The organism is Pseudomonas sp. FW305-7, from assembly GCF_058786735.1.
The window spans coordinates 50,685-68,357 of the sequence record NZ_JBYSZA010000021.1; the positions used below are offsets into that span (position 1 = coordinate 50,685).

The following is a 17,673-nucleotide window of genomic DNA, read 5'->3' on the forward strand; positions in this document are numbered from 1 at the left end:
CGAGGTTTTCATCGAAGGCAATACCCTGAGCCAGAAAGACAGTGTTGAGAAGGAAGACGCCCCTCAGCGAAGCTTATTCCATCCTCGTAGCTGTAAGTTTTTATCCTTCGTTTTGTATGACGGCTCTCCGCGAGTTGTAGTCCATGTAATGGATTTCAATTTCCCTGCTCAACACATTTGAAAGGCGCGTTTTTCTACCGGTGCAGCCAAGGCCACCGATGACGGACGTGACCAGAAAATGGTTGAAATCAGAAAAGGGAATTTCCAATGAATGCGTTCGCGATAACTAACCGGTCGACACGGGGCTTCGATTCCCGGTTGAAAGTTCAGTCCAACCCATGGCAGCGCTTTGGCTGCGGCCCAAAAGTCGAGCCTGACGCGAGGTTGATTCATCGCGCAATCGAAGCACAAGCCCTTGCCCGGCCTCAGGCTGTCGCCGCTCGGCATCAGGGCCATTCCATCACCTACGGCGAACTGAACCGCCAGGCTAATCGACTCGCCGCAGTTTTGCTCAAACAAGGCGTGTTACCGGGCGACCATCTGGGACTGTTCGTCGAAAGGTCGATTCCGATGCTGGTGGGCATGCTGGCCACGCTGAAAGTCGGGGCCGCCTATATTCCGCAGCATGTGGGTATTACCCCCGCTGCGCAATTACGCCACATCATGGACGTCGCCCAGGTGCGGGTAGTCCTGACGCTATCCGAACTGGCGCCGGCGATTCCGCTGGCCACGGCACAACACTGCATTCACCTGGATGAATTCATCCGTGTCGCCAGTGTCGCCGCGGACGAACTGAATACCTTTGGCGCAACATCATCAGCTGACTCACTGTGTTTTGTATTGTTTACGTCGGGCACCACCGGACTGCCCAACGGCGTACGTGTGACTCAGCGCAACGTCTGCAACATTCTGCTGACCGAGCCCGGCAATCTCGGCATGCGACCGGGGTTGAAAGTCGGTCAGATCCTCAACATCGCGTTCGATATGGCGGCCTGGGAAGTGCTGGGGTGTCTGGCCCACGGTGCGACGCTCATGATCCGAGGCAAAGACATCGCGCAGACCGCTGAACAGTGTGACGTGTTAATCGCGACTCCGTCGATTCTTGCCACGCTTGACCCCGCTCGTTGTGGCCAAGTGAAAGTGGTCGCTTTGGCGGGTGAGCCTTGCCCACAGCCGTTGGCGGATCGCTGGGCAGCGATTTGCACGTTTTACAATGCGTGTGGGCCGACGGAAACCACGATCGTCAATACCATGCAGCACTATCGGGGCTCGGGAGCACTGACGATTGGCAAACCGACGCCCAACAACACGGTGTATGTGCTCGATGAAGCAGGGCAACTTTGCGAGCCGGGTGAGCAGGGCGAGATGTGGGCGGGCGGCGATTGCGTGACGGCGGGTTATCTGGGCAATGCTCAACTGACCCGTGAGCGTTATCGGCCCGACCCATTTCTGGGCCAGGGGCGCGTGATGTTCCGGACCCGCGATCTGGGGCGCTGGACGGCAGACGGTGAGCTTGAGCACCTGGGACGTGTCGATGATCAGGTAAAGGTCAGGGGCTTTCGGGTTGAGCTCGACTCGGTGTCTGCGGTCCTGGAGTCTGCGCCGAACTGTGAACGCGCGGTCGCACTGAAGCTCGATAATCGTCATCTGGTAGCCTTCGTCTATCCCGCCACAACTGACGTCGATGCGGCGCGAGTCTGCTGTGAAGCACGGCTTGCCTATTATTGTGTGCCCTCGCTGATTCTCGCTGTGGATGAGATTCCGCTGACGTCCCGGGGCAAAATCGACAAGCGATTACTGCTCGAGTGGGCTGTGGCGCATCAGACGTCAAATGCGGACGTCGATGCTCAGGTGAAGGCATGAGCGGGCCTGATTTGAACATCGTTTTACCTGCTCGACGGGTGCTCTGGTGGCGCCTGGGAACGCTGCCGATGTTCTCGCATTACAATCGTCTGGTGGTGCTGGTGCTGGCCTGCAACATCGCCGTGCTGGTTTACGGCATCAAGGCCGGGCAATGGTGGTCGACCGCCGGTGCGGATCTGCAGACGCTGTCCGGGCTGGTGGTGGCTAACCTGTCGTTGGCCATACTGATTCGTCAGCAGTACCTCATCAATCTGTTGTTCTGGCTGGCAACCCGGGCGCCCACCAGCTGGCCGCTGGCGATTCGGCGAACGCTGGCCAAGGTCTTCCACTTCGGCGGGCTGCACAGCGGTGGGGCGATGGCTGCGATTGCGTGGTTTGCGTTGTTGTTCGGTTCGATGCTCTGGCAGCGTTTCCAGGGACCGGGCGGTGTTTCGCTGACCTTGATCGGAGTGAGTGGCGGGCTGCTAGGGTTAATGTTGCTGGTGGCAATCATGGCCATGCCGGCCATTCGCGGGCGATTCCACAATGCATTCGAACGAACTCACCGTTTTGCCGGATGGGCTGCGCTCGCGATGTTCTGGGCGATGACGCTGGTGTCTGCCCGAGAGCAGAATCCGACGGCGGCGATGATGGACGTTCTTTCTGTGTCTGCCTCGTTCTGGGTGTTGCTGCTGGTGACGTTCAGCATCGCGTTGCCCTGGCTGCATTTGCGAAAAGTGCCGGTCAGTCTGGTTCGGCCTTCGTCACATGCAGTGATTGCCCACTTCAGTCACCACACACCGTTTGCCGGGTCCGCGACGGCCATCAGCCGTAATCCGCTGTGGGAATGGCATTCCTTCGCCAATATTCCTGCGCCGGGGCAGGACGGTTTCCGACTGATTATTTCCCGTGCCGGCGACTGGACCGGTGCTTTTATCGAGCAGGCGCCAACGCATGTTTGGGTCAAGGGCATTACCACCGCCGGCGTGGCGCACATTGAAACGCTGTTCAAATCGGTGGTGTATATCGCCACCGGCAGCGGTATCGGGCCGGTGCTGCCACATCTGTTGGCCAGACAAGTGCCCATACGCTTGATCTGGTCGACTCGCAGTCCGAGAGCCACCTACGGCGATCCGCTGGTGGACGAAATCCTCGAAGCCCAGCCTGACGCCCTGATCTGGGACACGGACGTGCGGGGAAAACCCGATCTGGTGACCCTGGCTTATACCGCCGTACAGTCGTTCGGCGCTGAAGCGGTCATTTGCATCTCCAATCAGACATTGACTGAGCGCGTGGTCGAGGAAATGGAAGCTCGGGGCATACCGGCCTACGGCGCTATCTGGGATTCCTGACAGGCTGCGAAGTTTTTCTGACAGGCACTTTTTTCAAGGAATGAAATGAACATGAATCTACTGATTGAACGACTGGGCCGGGTTGTGCTGATCCGGCTGAATCACCCGCAAGCCCGAAATGCCCTGAGTACGCAGATGATGCAGGAGCTGTTGGATACGCTTCGTGGGCTGGATGCTGATCCGGATGTGGGTTGTTTCGTGATTACCGGTACGAAGGAGTACTTTGCCGCGGGCGCCGATATCAAGGAAATGTATGCGAAATCCTGCGTGGAAATGATCCAGGAGGATTACTTTGCCGGCTGGGATGCTTTCACCGGATTCCGGACGCCGAAGGTGGCAGCCGTCGCGGGTTTTGCCTATGGCGGTGGCTGTGAGTTGGCGATGATGTGTGATGTGATCATCGCGGCTGAATCGGCGAAGTTTGCGTTGCCGGAAATTACCCTGGGTGTAATGCCGGGCATGGGCGGAACTCAACGGTTGACGCGCGCAATAGGTCGGGCAAAAGCCATGGACATGATTCTCACCGGACGTTCTATCAACGCCAGGGAGGCCGAACAGGCGGGACTGGTGTCGCGTGTAACGGCCACCGATCAATTGCTCGAACAGGCACTGGCGGTTGCGCAGCGGATTGCCGGATTTTCAGGCGCGGCGACAGCTGCTGCCCGCGAAGCGGTAGATCGTGCGCAGGAATTAGCACTGCGCGAAGGCATATTGTTTGAGCGTCGGGTATTTCATGGCTTGTTTGCCACCCCCGGGCAGAAAGAGGGAATGCAGGCGTTTCTGGAGAAGCGTGAACCCCGATTCGAGCATGTTTAAATTACTCAGACGCAGCGTCACACGTAGTGCGGTGAAAGAAACTACAGTTCAAAGGGAATAAACCTACGAGGCGTGCGTCTCATAGCACCTTTCCCTATGGCCATTGGCCCTGGAGTCTTTCATGGTTGATCGCATCTCACCCGATATCAAGAGGCCCGGCGGGCCGCAACGCCCGCCATTGAGTGCGGCGAGCCTGATTCTGCGTCTGGGCGGCATTGCTGTGGTAGTCGCTGCGGTGGCCGGAGCGTTTGCCTACGTTCACGGTAACTTTGACCCACAGCGTCTGACGCCCAAGGCGCTGGTCGATGTACTGGAAAAGAACAACGGCGTGCACCCGGGCTTTCGCCGCAATCACGCCAAAGGTGTGTGCGTGATCGGGCATTTCGAGAGCAGTGGCGAGGCGCGGGTGTTCTCCACCGCGCAGGTGTTCAACGAGCCACGCACTCCGGTGGTCGGGCGTTTTGCGTTGCCGGCGGGCAATCCTTATGCGCCGGACAGCAGCGTGCCGATCCGCAGTCTGGCGCTGCGATTTACCCAGGCTAATGGGCAGCAATGGCGCACCGGGATGAACAGCATGCCGGTGTTCCCGGTTGGCACGCCTGAGGCGTTCTATCAATTGCAGCAGGCGCAGTCGCCGGATCCGGCCACGGGTAAGCCTGACCCGGCGAAGGTTCCGGCGTTCTTCGCCTCTCACCCGGAAGCCGTGCCGTTTCTGACGTGGGTCAAGACTGCAAAACCGTCCGCCAGTTATGCCACCGAAACCTATAACAGCGTCAACGCGTTCTACCTGGTCGACGCCAGCGGCAAAAAGCAGGCGGTGCGCTGGAGCATGACGCCGTTGGCGCAAGACGCGGCCGGTGCCAGTGCACCTGAGGGCGCAGATTTTCTGGAAAAAGACTTGGTGCAACGCTTGGCCGCTGCGCCGCTGCGTTTTCAGCTGAACATCACCCTGGCGAACGCCGATGACCCGGTAAACGATGCCAGCAAAACCTGGCCCGCCGGGCGCAAGGTGTTGAACGCCGGCACGTTGGTGCTGGAGAAGACCCAGCCGCAACTCAGTGGCGAGTGCCGCGACATCAACTATGACCCGCTGGTGCTGCCAGCCGGGATTCAAGGTACCGACGACCCGTTGCTAGCCGCCCGTTCGGCCGGCTACGCCGATTCCTATCTGCGCCGTACCAGCGAAGTCAGCCAGTTGCCCGCCGCCAAACAGGAGGCTCGTCAATGAGAACTCAACCGACTCATTTCGCACTGCTGGCGCGTTTGCTGCACTGGCTGATGGCGCTGATGATCATTGCGATGCTGTTCATCGGGGCCGGAATGGTCACCTCGGTGTCAGAACGGCATGAATGGCTGATCCACCTGCACAAGCCGTTGGGGATTGCGATTCTCGCGCTGGTGATCGTGCGCCTGCTGGTGCGTTTCTCGACTCGCCAGCCACCGCTGCCGGCAGACCTGCCGGACTGGCAGGTACTGGCGGCGAAGGCTTCGCACGTCTTGCTCTACGCGCTGATGCTGGCGCTGCCGTTGCTCGGCTGGGCGATGATCAGCGCGTCGGGCGAGCCCGTCATGCTCAGCAGTTCGCTGCAGTTGCCGTCGATTGTGCCGGCGGATGCGCAGCTGTTTGCGCTGCTGCGCAAGGCTCATGGTTATCTGGCCTATCTGTTGTTCCTGACGGTGCTGCTGCACTTGGCGGCGGCGCTGTTTCACGGCTGGGTTCGCCGCGACGAAGTGCTCGACAGCATGTTGCGCGGGCGTGATCGCGATTAACGCCGGGCCTCTGTGGTCAGGGAGCAAGCTCCCTCGCCACGAGGTTGTGGCGCCAGGGTTTTCCACCAGTAGAGCAGGGCGACGGTGTTGATTGCGGCACCGAGCAGGCACACGGCGGTCCAGCCGGCCCACGCATACATGGCGGTCGAGCCGATTGAGCCCAGGGCGCTACCGATCGAGTAGAACAGCATATATCCGGCGGTGAGGCGGCTTTGCGCTTCGGGGCGCACGCTGTAGATCATGCTTTGACTGGTCACGTGAACGGCTTGCAGGCCCAGATCGAGGGTGATCACGCCGAGCAGTAGCGCCCACAGCGATGATTGGGTGAGGGCGATCGGCAGCCACGAACCGAGCATCAGCAACAACGACAATCCGCTGACCCATTGGCCCAGACCACGATCAGCCAGGTGCCCGGCGCGCGCCGCAGCCAGTGCACCGGCTGCACCGGCTAAGCCAAACAGGCCGATTTCGCTGTGCGACAGCGAGAGCGGTGGCGCTGCGAGCGGCAGGACCATCGGCGTCCACAGCACCATGGCGCTGGCGAATGTCAGCAGGGCGAGCAGCGCGCGTTGACGCAGAACGGGTTCTTCCTTGAACAGGACGAATACCGAGGCGATCAATGCGCGATAGGTCGACGCCGGTTGTGGGTCTTCATGCTTGGGCAATACGCGAAGCAACAGCAACGCCATCAACAACGTCAGGCCCGCCGACAGCCAATAGATTGCGCGCCATCCGGCCAGATCAGCCATTCCTCCTGCAACGGTACGCGCCAGCAGGATGCCGACGACGATGCCGCTGGTGACCACACCCACCACTCGGCCACGTTGTGCCGGGATAGCCAGGGTCGCAGCATAGGCCACCAGCACTTGCGTCACCACGGCGAGTAAACCGGTCAGTGTCATGCCCAGCAGCAACCAGACGCTGTTGGGGGCCAGTCCGATCATTAACAGGGCCACGGCGGATAGCAGCGTCTGGCTGACGATCAATCGCCGTCGGTTGAGCAAATCGCCGAGTGGCACCAGCAGCACCAATCCGACGCCGTAACCCACCTGTGTCAGGGTGATAACGATACCGATGGTTGCCGGCGACAAAGCGAATGCGTCGGCCATGGCATCCAGCAATGGCTGCGCGTAATACACATTGCCCACTGCCAGACCACAGGCCACGGCGAAGAGCAGCACCACGCTGCTACTGAGTGATTGAGGTTTCATACCCGGATCCTTTTTAGGTTTCAAATTAAAACCAGAATCACGGTAGGTAATTTGGTTTCACTTTGCAACCTGATTAATCGAATCCGTGGACCACACAAAGCAAAAGATCGCAGACAAGCTGCGATCTTTTGCAGGTGCGAGGGGAGCGGATCAGCGCAGGGTATCGACCATATCGGCGATTGTGGTCAGCACGTCCTTGCCCAGTTGTTTCGAGCGTTTGCCCGACCAGCCGGTTTGCGGGTTCGGCGCGTCGTCGTGATCCTTGAACGGCATTTCCAGCGTCAGCGACAGGCAGTCATACTTCTGGCCGACGCTATTGCACGCCAGGGTCATGTTGGCCTGGCCCGGCTCGTCGCGGGTGTAGCCGTACTGGGTCTGGAAGTCCTTGGTGGTGCGCTTGAGGTGGCTGCGGAAATGCTCTTCAAGCTTCTCGATCCGTGGCGTGTAACCCGGATTGCCCTCGCAACCAGCGGTGAATACGTGAGGGATTTCTTCATCGCCGTGTACGTCAAGGAACAGATCGACGCCGTACTTTTCCATCTGCTGCTGTACGAACAATACCTCGGGGCTGACTTCCTGGCTGGCGTTCTGCCAGGCGCGGTTCAGATCCTGACCCATTGCATTGGTGCGCAGATGACCATGGAAAGCGCCGTCCGGGTTCATGTTCGGTACAAGGTAAAGGTCGGCGCTGGCGAGCAGTTTGTTCAAGACCGGATCGTCGTGTTTTTCCAGACGCTCGATCACGCCTTCCATGAACCATTCGGCCATGTGCTCGCCCGGATGCTGTTGGGCGATGATCCAGACTTTGCGCTGGCCTTCGGCGCCACTGCCTTTGCGCAGCAGTTGAATGTCGCGGCCCTCGACGCTCTTGCCGGTCGCCAGCAACTCGGTGCCGGCCTTGGTCAGTGCCTGCTCGATCAGCCAGTCGTGGCGGCCACGGCTATAGGGTTCGAAGTAGGCGAACCAGGCGTGGGTCTGCTCGGCTTCGAGGCAGAAGCGCAGGCTGTCACCTTCGAATTGGGTGGGTATGCGGAACCAGTTGACGTGGTCGTAGGACGCAACGGCCTGGTAGCCGGTCCAGGCTTTGTTGTAGGAGGACTGGCTGGCGTTGACCAGGCGAAACCAGTGTTCCTGATGGACATGCAGGCCGCTGGCCTTGAAGTGGAACCACTGGAAATGCGCGCTGCGGGTGTCTGGGCGAATAGCCAGAACCGGGTTGAGCGGATTACTGATGTCGATGACTTGGATGTTGCCGCTGTCGAAGTTGGCGCTGATGTCGAACGAAGATTTGGCCACGGTCATAATCGGTTCCTGAATATGATTTTTATGGCGGCTACTTTACACGCAAGACAGCGGTGAAACCGAGGGAAATTGCGGGGTGTGGCGGGGGGCGTCCTCCATGACGCGGACGCAGCTTAGGGGCTATGCGATTGATTCTCAAGTGCTAATTGCTATTAGTTTGGCCCAATGTGGCCGGGCCTGGCTTGCCAACCGATATTCTTTTGATATTATCCGCGCCATCGAATTTGCAGCACATAAAGACTTCATTAGCCTGAAGCCACAAGCCCGAAAAACGGGCAAAAAAAAGACCCGGCAAAAAGCCGGGTCAAAAACCGTGATTAGCCTGATGAGGAGATAGTCCAGAAGACCGACCTAAGGTCTCTGGTCCATCGACTGATCTCGCGACCAGCTGCTTGCAATAATAATCATTATCATTTGCAAGTCAAATGTTTTTATCTGCGCGATTGGAAAATTCTTTCCTGTCCGTCCCGATTCCGTTCCTCAGACTTCCTCGCTATCGAGCGAATGGTCGACCATCGCCCGCGCCATATCCACCATGTGCACCACCGAAAAGGCCAGGTCGCGACTCGCGCCTTGCAAATTTTCCGCTGCCTTGAAGGCGGTCGCCGCCGCACATCGCAGCAAATCCGAGGCGTGCACCAGGGCCTCTTCGCCACTGAGATGGCGTCTGACGTCGAAAAATCGTTCATCGACTTCGGGTTCTGATACAGCAGGTTTCAAGTAATAGTCCAGGGCACGTTGTGCCGCTGCGTTGCCTTGGGGAGAGGTGAACGTGGTGTCCATTTGCAGATCTGGCAAGTCTTTGCTGCTGATATTCATGATAAGGGCCACTCCTTGTTCGATTGAAAATCCGTGGCTTCAGAATAGTACGATGCGTAGTTGTGACTAGAATTTAAATACTACAATATGTGTTTTGTCGGCCGAAGGCGTCAGCGTAAGGTGCCGCACATGGATAAATGGATTGAGTTGGTCAAGGCCAAGATGAGTGAACTCAAAATCACTCAAACAGAGCTCGGAGAGCGCGTCGGCATGTCCCAAGGCGGGATCGGCCATTGGCTGAACAAACGCCGGGAGCCTGGTATCACGCAAATGAACCGCGTGCTGCAGGCACTGGGCATGGACTTCCTTGAGGTGGTCCTGGTGATTCGCGAACCGCAAGTCACGCCGGACGACGACATGCCGCTGGCGCAGAAGTACAACCCGTACTTCCGCTACCCGGTCAGCGATTGGCGAACACCGTGCGAAGTGCGCGAAAACGGTCAGCCGGTCTATGTCTCGTTGACAGACAAGCAGGTTTTCCAACTGACGGACTACCATGCCCGAGGGGCAGCGTTCTGGCTGACGGTGGCTGGAGACTCGATGACCGCACCCCGCGGCCCGAGCATTGCCGAAGGTATGCTGATCCTGGTGGATCCGGAGGCGGAAGCGGTGCCTGGCAAACTGGTGATTGCGCGGTGGGCCGACAGCGAAGAGGCGATCTTCCGCAAGCTGGACGAAGAGGGCGGTCAGCGTTACCTGGTGCCGCTCAATCCGACCTGGCCGAAAGCCTTGTTTACCGATGACTGTCGAATCATCGGCGTAGTGGTTCAGGCAACGGCGCGTTACTAGTCAGATCGATCCTCGCTTGGCGTAGGATCGATCTTCGTCATTTACACTTCTTCCAATTCAACCAGAGCGCTGCCTTCGCCAACCATTTCACCTTCCTGGCAATACAGCGCTTTGATCACCCCGGCATGCGGCGCGCGAATACTGTGTTCCATCTTCATGGCTTCCAGCACCACCAGTTGCGCACCGGCCTCTACTGATTGCCCGGCCTCGACCAGAACACGCACGATGCTGCCGTTCATGGGCGCCGTCAGGCCACCCTGATGACTATGGCTGGCTTCGACGGCGCTGATCGGGTCAAAGGCCTGAATGCGCCGCAACTCACCTTCCCATTGCAGAAACAACGAATCGCCCTGGCGAATCGCGCGCAAGGAACGACGCACGCCATCGTGTTCGACAACCAGCGCTTCACCGGCAAGCTTCGCGTCGCCACTGGCACCCAGCGTCAGCGCTCGATCCTGGCCTTCGCAGCTCAAATGCACAGTGATTTCCTGCGGCAGACCTGCACGCAAACCACTGTTCAATGCCCATGGCGAACTCGGGTCATCCTTGCGCGCAAGCGCCGGCAAAGTCTGCACGAACGCCTGCGCCCCGGCATTCCAGAACGCATCACTCAACTCGCCCGGAACCGGCAACAGTTGCTCCTGATAACGCGGAATAAACCCGGTATCCAGTTCCGCAGCGGCAAACGCCGGATGCGCGATGATTCGGCGCAGAAAATTGATGTTGGTCTTCAGTCCGCCAATCGCGAATTCATCGAGCATGCCCAACAACCGCAGTCGCGCCTGTTCACGATCCTCGCCCCAGGCAATCAGCTTGCCGAGCATCGGGTCGTAGAATGGCGAAATCTCGTCACCTTCTGCAACGCCGCTATCCACCCGCCGTCCCGGCCCCTCAGCCGATTCGCGATATAACTCCAGACGCCCGGTGGCTGGCAGGAAATCGTTCGACGGATCTTCGGCATACAGCCGCACTTCAATCGCATGCCCGTTGAGCGGCACTTGCGCTTGTGTGATCGGCAGCGCTTCCCCACGGGCCACGCGAATCTGCCACGCCACCAGATCCAGTCCGGTGATGGCTTCGGTGACTGGATGCTCGACCTGCAGCCGCGTATTCATCTCCATGAAGAAGAACTCGCCGCGTGCATCCAGCAAGAACTCCACGGTGCCGGCGCCGACATAGCCGATCGCCTGCGCCGAACGAACCGCTGCCTCGCCCATGGCGCGACGCAGTTCCGGTGTCAGGCCAGGTGCCGGTGCTTCCTCGACGACTTTCTGGTGGCGGCGCTGAATCGAGCAGTCACGCTCGTTGAGATAAAGGCAATTGCCATGCTGGTCGGCAAACACCTGGATCTCCACATGGCGCGGCTTGAGCAGGTATTTCTCCACCAGCATCCGCGAATCACCGAACGACGACTGCGCCTCACGCTGAGCCGAGGCCAGCGCTTCGGCCAATTGACTGACGTCCTCGACGACTTTCATGCCCTTGCCGCCGCCACCGGCAGTGGCCTTGAGCAACACTGGATAACCAATCCGCTCACAGGCATCACGGAAGGTATCCAGATCCTGGGCTTCGCCGTGATAACCCGGCACCAGAGGCACGCCAGCCGTTTCCATCAACGCCTTGGCGGCGGATTTGCTGCCCATGGCGTCGATGGCCGAGGCGGGTGGGCCGAGGAAAATCAGGCCCGCCGCTTCAATGGCGCGAGCAAACCCGGCGTTCTCGGAAAGAAAGCCATAACCCGGGTGAATCGCCTGCGCGCCGCTGGCTTTCGCTGCAGCGATCAGTTTGTCGATTTGCAGATAGCTGTCGGCGGCTTTACTGCCACCGAGATCAACGCGGATATCCGCTTCACGGCTGTGCCGCGCGTCGCGGTCGGTGGCGCTGTGCACAGCGACGGTGGTCAGGCCCAGAGCCTTGGCGGTGCGCATCACGCGGCAAGCGATTTCGCCACGGTTGGCCACCAGCAGGGTGGTGAGAACAGGTGCGCTCATCAACGCGGCTCCTTGGTGGTGGTTGCGGCTTGCCAGCCCGGTGGGCGTTTTTGCAGAAAGGCGCGCAAGCCTTCCTGGCCTTCGGGGCTGACGCGGATGCGCGCGATGGCGTTTTCGGTGTAGCGGCGCAGCGCCGGGGTCAGTGCACCGTTGCCGACCTCGCGCAGCAAGTCTTTGCTGGCTCGCATGGCAGCGGGGCTGTTGAGCAGCAGGTTGTTGATCCATTGTTCAACTTGCCCATCAAGTTCGGTCGCCGGATAGCTCTCGGACAACAAACCGATTTCCCGAGCACGTTGGCCACCAAAGCGTTCGGCGGTCAGGGCATATCGACGTGCGGCACGTTCGCCGATGGCCTGCACCACGAACGGGCTGATCACCGCAGGTGCCAAACCGATGCGCACTTCCGACAGGCAGAACTGCGCGTCATCCGCACCAATCGCCATGTCGCAGCAACTGATCAGGCCCAGTGCGCCGCCGAACGCCGCGCCCTGGACCACAGCCAGGGTCGGGATTTTCAGCTTGGCGAGGTTGTACATCAACTCTGCCAGTTCGCGGGCGTCGTCGAGGTTGGTGTGGTAATCGAGTTCGGCCGATTGCTGCATCCAGGCCAGATCGGCACCGGCGCTGAAATGTTTGCCGCGCCCGCGCACCAGGAGGAAACGCAGGCTGGCGTCGCTGGCCACCTTGTCGAGGGCGAGGATTAGCTCGCGGATCATCTCGGCATTGAACGCGTTGTTCTTTTCGGCGCGGTTGAGCCACAGCGTGGCGAAACCGCGTGGGTCAGTCTGCAGTTCAAGGGTGTTGAAGTCGCTCATGAGATTCTCCCGATCACATCCGGAACACGCCGAAGCGGCTCGGTTCGATTGGCGCGTTCAGCGACGCGGACAAGGCCAGGGCCAGCACATCACGGGTCTGCGCCGGGTCGATGACGCCGTCGTCCCACAGCCGCGCACTGGAATAGTAGGGATGCCCCTGTTCTTCGTACTGGTCGAGGATCGGCTGCTTGATGTCGGCTTCCTGCTCGGCGCTGAAGGCCTGGCCGCTACGCTCGGCCTGTTCGCGTTTGACCTGCACCAGCACGCCCGCTGCCTGTTCGGCGCCCATCACGCCAATTCGCGCGTTCGGCCACATCCACAGAAAACGCGGATCATAGGCCCGGCCGCACATGCCGTAGTTACCGGCGCCGAAGCTGCCTCCGATGATCACGGTGAATTTCGGCACCTTGGCGCAGGCCACCGCCGTTACCAGTTTTGCGCCATGCTTGGCGATGCCGCCGGCTTCGTATTTCTGCCCGACCATGAAGCCGGTAATGTTCTGCAGGAACAGCAATGGAATGCCACGCTGGCAGGCCAGTTCGATGAAGTGCGCGCCTTTCTGCGCGGCTTCAGCGAAGAGGATGCCGTTGTTGGCGAGGATCGCAATCGGATAGCCGTGCAGATGAGCAAAACCGCACACCAGCGTGGTACCGAACAGCGCTTTGAACTCATCGAACACCGATCCGTCGACCAGTCGCGCAATCACTTCGTGCACATCGAACGGTTGCTTGGCGTCGGCCGAGACCACGCCATACAACTCGTCACTGGCGTACAGCGGCGCAATCGGCGCGCGCTGCTGCACTTCGCCGAGCTTGCGCCAGTTGAGGTTGGCAACGCTGCGGCGGGCGAGGGCGAGGGCGTGCTCGTCGCTCTCGGCATAATGGTCGGCCACCCCGGAAATCTTGCAGTGCACATCGGCGCCACCAAGGTCCTCGGCGCTGACCACTTCTCCGGTTGCGGCTTTCACCAACGGCGGGCCAGCGAGGAAAATGGTTGCCTGATTGCGCACCATGATCGCTTCGTCAGCCATCGCTGGCACGTACGCACCACCAGCGGTGCACGAGCCCATGACCACGGCGATCTGCGGGATGCCCATGGCGCTCATGTTGGCCTGGTTGAAAAAGATCCGCCCGAAGTGCTCGCGATCCGGGAACACTTCATCCTGACGCGGCAGGTTGGCGCCGCCGGAGTCCACCAGATAAATGCACGGCAGGCGGTTTTGCTGGGCGATGGTCTGCGCGCGCAGGTGTTTCTTCACGGTCAGCGGGTAATACGAGCCACCTTTCACGGTCGCGTCGTTGGCGACGATCATGCATTCGACGCCTTCAACCCGACCGATCCCGGCAATCACGCCAGCGGCGGGCACGTCTTCGCCATAAACGGCGTGCGCGGCCAACTGACTGATTTCCAGAAACGGCGAGCCCGGATCGAGCAAGCGATTGATGCGCTCACGCGGCAGCAGTTTGCCCCGTGAGGTGTGGCGTTCCTGAGCCTTTGCGCCGCCACCCTGCGCCACTTGGGCAAGCAGGGTATGCAAGGCGTCGACTTGCTTGAGCATCGCTGCGCTGTTGGCGGCGAACTCCGCTGATCGAGGATTGAGCTGAGTATGCAAAATAGCCATGGCCAGCTCCGTTTTAGCGGGTTTCGTTGAACAGTTCGCGACCGATCAGCATGCGACGGATCTCACTGGTGCCGGCGCCGATTTCGTATAGCTTGGCGTCACGCAACAGACGCCCGGCCGGGAACTCGTTGATGTAGCCGTTGCCGCCAAGAATCTGGATTGCGTCGAGGGCCATTTGCGTGGCGCGTTCGGCGGTATAGAGGATCACGCCGGCGGCGTCCTTGCGCGTGGTTTCGCCGCGCTCGCAGGCCTGGGCGACGGCGTAGAGATAGGCGCGGCTGGCGTTGAGCTGGGTGTACATGTCAGCAACTTTGCCCTGGATCAGCTGGAATTCGCCGATGCTCTGGCCGAACTGTTTGCGGTCGTGGATGTACGGCACGATCAGGTCCATGCACGACTGCATGATGCCTGTTGGGCCGCCGGAGAGCACGACACGCTCGTAATCGAGGCCGCTCATCAAGACTTTTACACCGCCGTTGAGCACGCCGAGAATGTTCTCTTCCGGCACTTCAACGTCATCGAAAAACAGCTCGCAAGTGTTGGAGCCGCGCATGCCGAGCTTGTCGAACTTGTTGCTGCGGCTGAAGCCTTTCCAGTCGCGCTCGACGATGAATGCGGTGATGCCGTGCGGGCCTTTTTCCAGATCGGTCTTGGCGTAGATCACGTAGGTGTTGGCGTCGGGTCCGTTGGTGATCCAGGTCTTGCTGCCGTTGAGGACAAAGCGATCACCGCGTCTGTCGGCGCGCAGTTTCATCGAAACCACGTCGGAGCCGGCGTTAGGCTCGCTCATCGCGAGGGCGCCGACGTGTTCGCCGCTGATCAGCTTCGGCAGGTATTTGCTTTTCTGTTCGTGGTTGCCGTTGCGGTTGATCTGGTTGACGCAGAGGTTGGAGTGCGCGCCGTAGGACAACGCCACCGACGCCGAGCCGCGACTGATTTCTTCCATCGCCACCACGTGCGCCAGGTAACCCAGGCCAGCACCGCCGTACTCTTCCGGCACGGTGATGCCGAGCAGGCCCATGTCACCGAATTTGCGCCACATGTCGGCGGGGAACAGGTTGTCACTGTCGATCTGCGCCGCACGCGGAGCGATCTCTTTAGCGACGAAGGACTGAACCTGATCGCGCAGCATGTCGATGGTTTCACCGAGGGCGAAATTCAGGGATGGATAGCTCATGAGGCACCTTTTGGCTTTTTTGTAGGGTGGGGAGAGTGGCGTTTCAGTTCTCACCTTTACGTTAACGTAAGCCTGCGGCGAATGGCTGTCAATCACCCTTTACGTTAACGTCAGCTTGAGCGAGAGTAGGGGCAGTTCAAGATTGAAAGCGGACCGGTTCTGTAGGACTGAGCCTTTGTGGTGAGGGGATTTATCCCCGATGGGGCGCGTAGCGGCCCTGAAACCTGTGATCGCGTTAAAAACGCATTCGCCGGGTACTCGTCTGCTTCGCAGCCGATCGGGGATAAATCCTCTCGCCACAAAGCTCAATCCTGCAAGTGACTGTCGGCAACCCATAAATAAAGACAATAGGGGTCGTCATGGATCAACCCAGTGCAAACCCGCAGCGCAGCTATAGCCGCGGTTCTCAGAACAAGGCCTTGCTGGCGATGACCATCGGGCAGAAGTTCGACGAGACCGTCACGCAGTACGCGGACGGCGAGGCGCTGGTGGTGCGCCATCAGCAGTTGCGCTACTCATGGCGACAACTGGCCGACGCCGTGGATGTGCATGCCAGAGCCTTGCTCGCATTGGGTTTGCAGGCTGGCGACCGGCTCGGCATCTGGGCACCGAATTGCGCGCAGTGGTGCATCACGCAAATCGCCACGGCGAAAATCGGCGTGATCCTGGTCAACATCAATCCGGCTTACCGCAGCTCCGAACTGGAATACGTGCTCAAGCAGTCCGGCTGTCAGTGGCTGGTCTGTGCGGGGGCGTTCAAGTCTTCCGACTATCACGGCATGTTGCAGGGCCTGGTGCCGGAGCTGGCCGAGCAATCCATCGGTCAGTTGCGGAGCGAGCGTCTGCCGGATTTGCGCGGAGTGATCAGTCTCGACAAACAGCCGCCGTCAGGTTTCCTGCCATGGTCACAATTGGCCGATCTGGCCATCAATGCCTCCCCAGAGCAATTACGTGAACGCAGCAACAGCCTGCACTTTGATCAACCCGTGAACATCCAGTACACCTCCGGCACAACCGGTTTCCCCAAGGGCGCGACCCTCAGTCACTACAACATCCTCAACAACGGTTACATGGTCGGCGAAAGCATTGGCCTGACCCCGACTGATCGCCTGGTCATCCCGGTGCCGCTGTATCACTGCTTCGGCATGGTCATGGGCAACCTTGGTTGCATTACCCACGGCAGTACGATGGTTTACCCCAACGATGCCTTCGATCCGTTGCTGACCCTGCAAACCGTCGCCGAGGAAAAGGCCACCGGGCTGTATGGCGTGCCGACCATGTTCATCGCCATGCTCGATCAGCCGCAACGCGCCGAATTCGATCTGTCGAGCCTGCGCACCGGGATCATGGCTGGCGCTACCTGCCCGATCGAAGTGATGCGCCGGGTCATCAGCGAGATGCACATGAACGAAGTGCAGATCGCTTACGGCATGACTGAAACGAGCCCGGTGTCGTTGCAAACCGGCCCGAATGACGAGCTTGAATTGCGTGTGACCACCGTCGGCCGCACTCAGCCGCAACTGGAAAGCAAGATCATTGATGAAGCCGGCAACCCGGTACCACGCGGCACCATCGGCGAGCTGTGCACCCGCGGTTACAGCGTGATGCTCGGTTACTGGAGCAATCCGCAAGCCACGGCAGAGGCTATCGATGAGGCGGGCTGGATGCACACCGGCGATCTGGCGAGCATGAATGAAGAGGGTTACGTCAACATCGCCGGGCGCAACAAGGACATGATCATCCGTGGCGGCGAGAACATTTATCCGCGTGAGCTGGAAGAATTCTTCTTCACTCACCCGGCGGTAGCGGACGTGCAGGTGATCGGCATTCCGTGTTCGCGTTACGGTGAAGAGATCGTCGCCTGGATCAAGTTTCACCCCGGCCACAACGCTTCCGAGCTGGAGCTGCAAACCTGGTGCAAGGAGCGCATCGCGCACTTCAAGACGCCACGGCACTTCAAGTTCGTCGAAGAGTTTCCGATGACGGTGACGGGCAAGATTCAGAAGTTCAGGATGCGGGAAATAAGCATCGAAGAGCTGAAAACAATCAAGCGGTGAACACAAACACTGTGGGAGCTGGCTTGCCAGCGATGGCGTCGAATCAGCCAGCATCAATGTTGAATGATCTACCGCAATCGCTGGCAAGTCGAATCGTCGCACCGCAGCTCC

General features: G+C 59.7%; 15 protein-coding genes. 8 read left to right on the plus strand and 7 right to left on the minus strand.

The features are described 5' to 3' along the window. Window positions 1-267 precede the first annotated feature (267 nt). The 5 genes from AC3WMT_RS22385 to AC3WMT_RS22405 all read left to right on the plus strand — a co-directional run bounded on the left by AC3WMT_RS22385 (window position 268) and on the right by AC3WMT_RS22405 (window position 5,780). On the plus strand, window positions 268-1,863 hold the full coding sequence (locus AC3WMT_RS22385) for an amino acid adenylation domain-containing protein (protein ID WP_103305259.1): 1,596 nt from the start codon (window positions 268-270) through the stop codon (window positions 1,861-1,863). Continuing rightward, window positions 1,860-3,194: a ferredoxin reductase domain-containing protein gene (locus AC3WMT_RS22390; RefSeq protein WP_103305260.1), complete on the plus strand. Its 1,335-nt coding sequence runs from the start codon at window positions 1,860-1,862 to the stop codon at window positions 3,192-3,194. The genes AC3WMT_RS22385 and AC3WMT_RS22390 overlap by 4 nt, the downstream gene beginning before the upstream one ends. Before the next feature lie 51 nt (window positions 3,195-3,245). Then, complete coding sequence (locus AC3WMT_RS22395; protein ID WP_103305298.1) at window positions 3,246-4,010, plus strand: enoyl-CoA hydratase-related protein; 765 nt, start codon at window positions 3,246-3,248, stop codon at window positions 4,008-4,010. A 121-nt stretch (window positions 4,011-4,131) separates the two neighbouring features. Then, the gene (locus tag AC3WMT_RS22400; protein WP_103305261.1) at window positions 4,132-5,238 is read left to right on the plus strand and encodes a catalase family peroxidase; all 1,107 of its coding nucleotides are present in this window, start codon (window positions 4,132-4,134) and stop codon (window positions 5,236-5,238) included. Continuing rightward, window positions 5,235-5,780: a cytochrome b gene (locus tag AC3WMT_RS22405; protein WP_103305262.1), complete on the plus strand. Its 546-nt coding sequence runs from the start codon at window positions 5,235-5,237 to the stop codon at window positions 5,778-5,780. The genes AC3WMT_RS22400 and AC3WMT_RS22405 overlap by 4 nt, the downstream gene beginning before the upstream one ends. Here AC3WMT_RS22405 and AC3WMT_RS22410 read toward each other — a convergent pair. Beyond that, a complete protein-coding gene (locus AC3WMT_RS22410; protein WP_103305263.1) occupies window positions 5,777-6,991 on the minus strand; it encodes an MFS transporter in 1,215 nt (404 codons plus the stop codon). The two genes, AC3WMT_RS22405 and AC3WMT_RS22410, sit on opposite strands and share 4 nt — an antisense overlap. 150 nt (window positions 6,992-7,141) lie before the next feature. Further along, the gene (locus AC3WMT_RS22415) at window positions 7,142-8,293 is read right to left on the minus strand and encodes a M14 family metallopeptidase (RefSeq protein ID WP_103305264.1); all 1,152 of its coding nucleotides are present in this window, start codon (window positions 8,291-8,293) and stop codon (window positions 7,142-7,144) included. 97 nt (window positions 8,294-8,390) lie between these two features. Here AC3WMT_RS22415 and AC3WMT_RS22420 point away from each other — a divergent pair, with 97 nt between their 5' ends. After that, entirely contained in the window at window positions 8,391-8,630 is a 240-nt protein-coding gene (locus AC3WMT_RS22420; protein WP_103305265.1) for a hypothetical protein, read from the plus strand. Window positions 8,631-8,773: 143 nt separating this feature from the next. Here AC3WMT_RS22420 and AC3WMT_RS22425 read toward each other — a convergent pair whose 3' ends face one another. Further along, the gene (locus AC3WMT_RS22425) at window positions 8,774-9,112 is read right to left on the minus strand and encodes a DUF6124 family protein (protein ID WP_103305266.1); all 339 of its coding nucleotides are present in this window, start codon (window positions 9,110-9,112) and stop codon (window positions 8,774-8,776) included. A 129-nt stretch (window positions 9,113-9,241) separates the two neighbouring features. Between AC3WMT_RS22425 and AC3WMT_RS22430 the strand changes: the two genes are divergently transcribed. Beyond that, window positions 9,242-9,901 (plus strand): LexA family protein, encoded by a 660-nt coding sequence (locus tag AC3WMT_RS22430; RefSeq protein ID WP_103305267.1) that lies wholly within the window; start codon window positions 9,242-9,244, stop codon window positions 9,899-9,901. 41 nt (window positions 9,902-9,942) lie between these two features. Here the strand turns inward: AC3WMT_RS22430 and AC3WMT_RS22435 are convergent, their stop codons facing one another. Genes AC3WMT_RS22435 through AC3WMT_RS22450 form a run of 4 tightly spaced genes read right to left on the minus strand, consistent with a single transcriptional unit; the run spans window position 9,943 to window position 15,505 of the window. After that, the gene (locus tag AC3WMT_RS22435; RefSeq protein WP_103305268.1) at window positions 9,943-11,892 is read right to left on the minus strand and encodes an acetyl/propionyl/methylcrotonyl-CoA carboxylase subunit alpha; all 1,950 of its coding nucleotides are present in this window, start codon (window positions 11,890-11,892) and stop codon (window positions 9,943-9,945) included. Further along, complete coding sequence (locus AC3WMT_RS22440) at window positions 11,892-12,707, minus strand: gamma-carboxygeranoyl-CoA hydratase (RefSeq protein WP_103305269.1); 816 nt, start codon at window positions 12,705-12,707, stop codon at window positions 11,892-11,894. The genes AC3WMT_RS22435 and AC3WMT_RS22440 overlap by 1 nt, the downstream gene beginning before the upstream one ends. A 13-nt stretch (window positions 12,708-12,720) precedes the next feature. Continuing rightward, entirely contained in the window at window positions 12,721-14,328 is a 1,608-nt protein-coding gene (locus AC3WMT_RS22445) for a carboxyl transferase domain-containing protein (protein ID WP_103305270.1), read from the minus strand. A 13-nt stretch (window positions 14,329-14,341) separates the two neighbouring features. Beyond that, complete coding sequence (locus AC3WMT_RS22450; RefSeq protein ID WP_103305271.1) at window positions 14,342-15,505, minus strand: isovaleryl-CoA dehydrogenase; 1,164 nt, start codon at window positions 15,503-15,505, stop codon at window positions 14,342-14,344. Window positions 15,506-15,864: 359 nt separating this feature from the next. Here AC3WMT_RS22450 and AC3WMT_RS22455 point away from each other — a divergent pair, with 359 nt between their 5' ends. After that, the gene (locus AC3WMT_RS22455; protein ID WP_103305272.1) at window positions 15,865-17,562 is read left to right on the plus strand and encodes an AMP-binding protein; all 1,698 of its coding nucleotides are present in this window, start codon (window positions 15,865-15,867) and stop codon (window positions 17,560-17,562) included. Window positions 17,563-17,673: the final 111 nt, after the last annotated feature.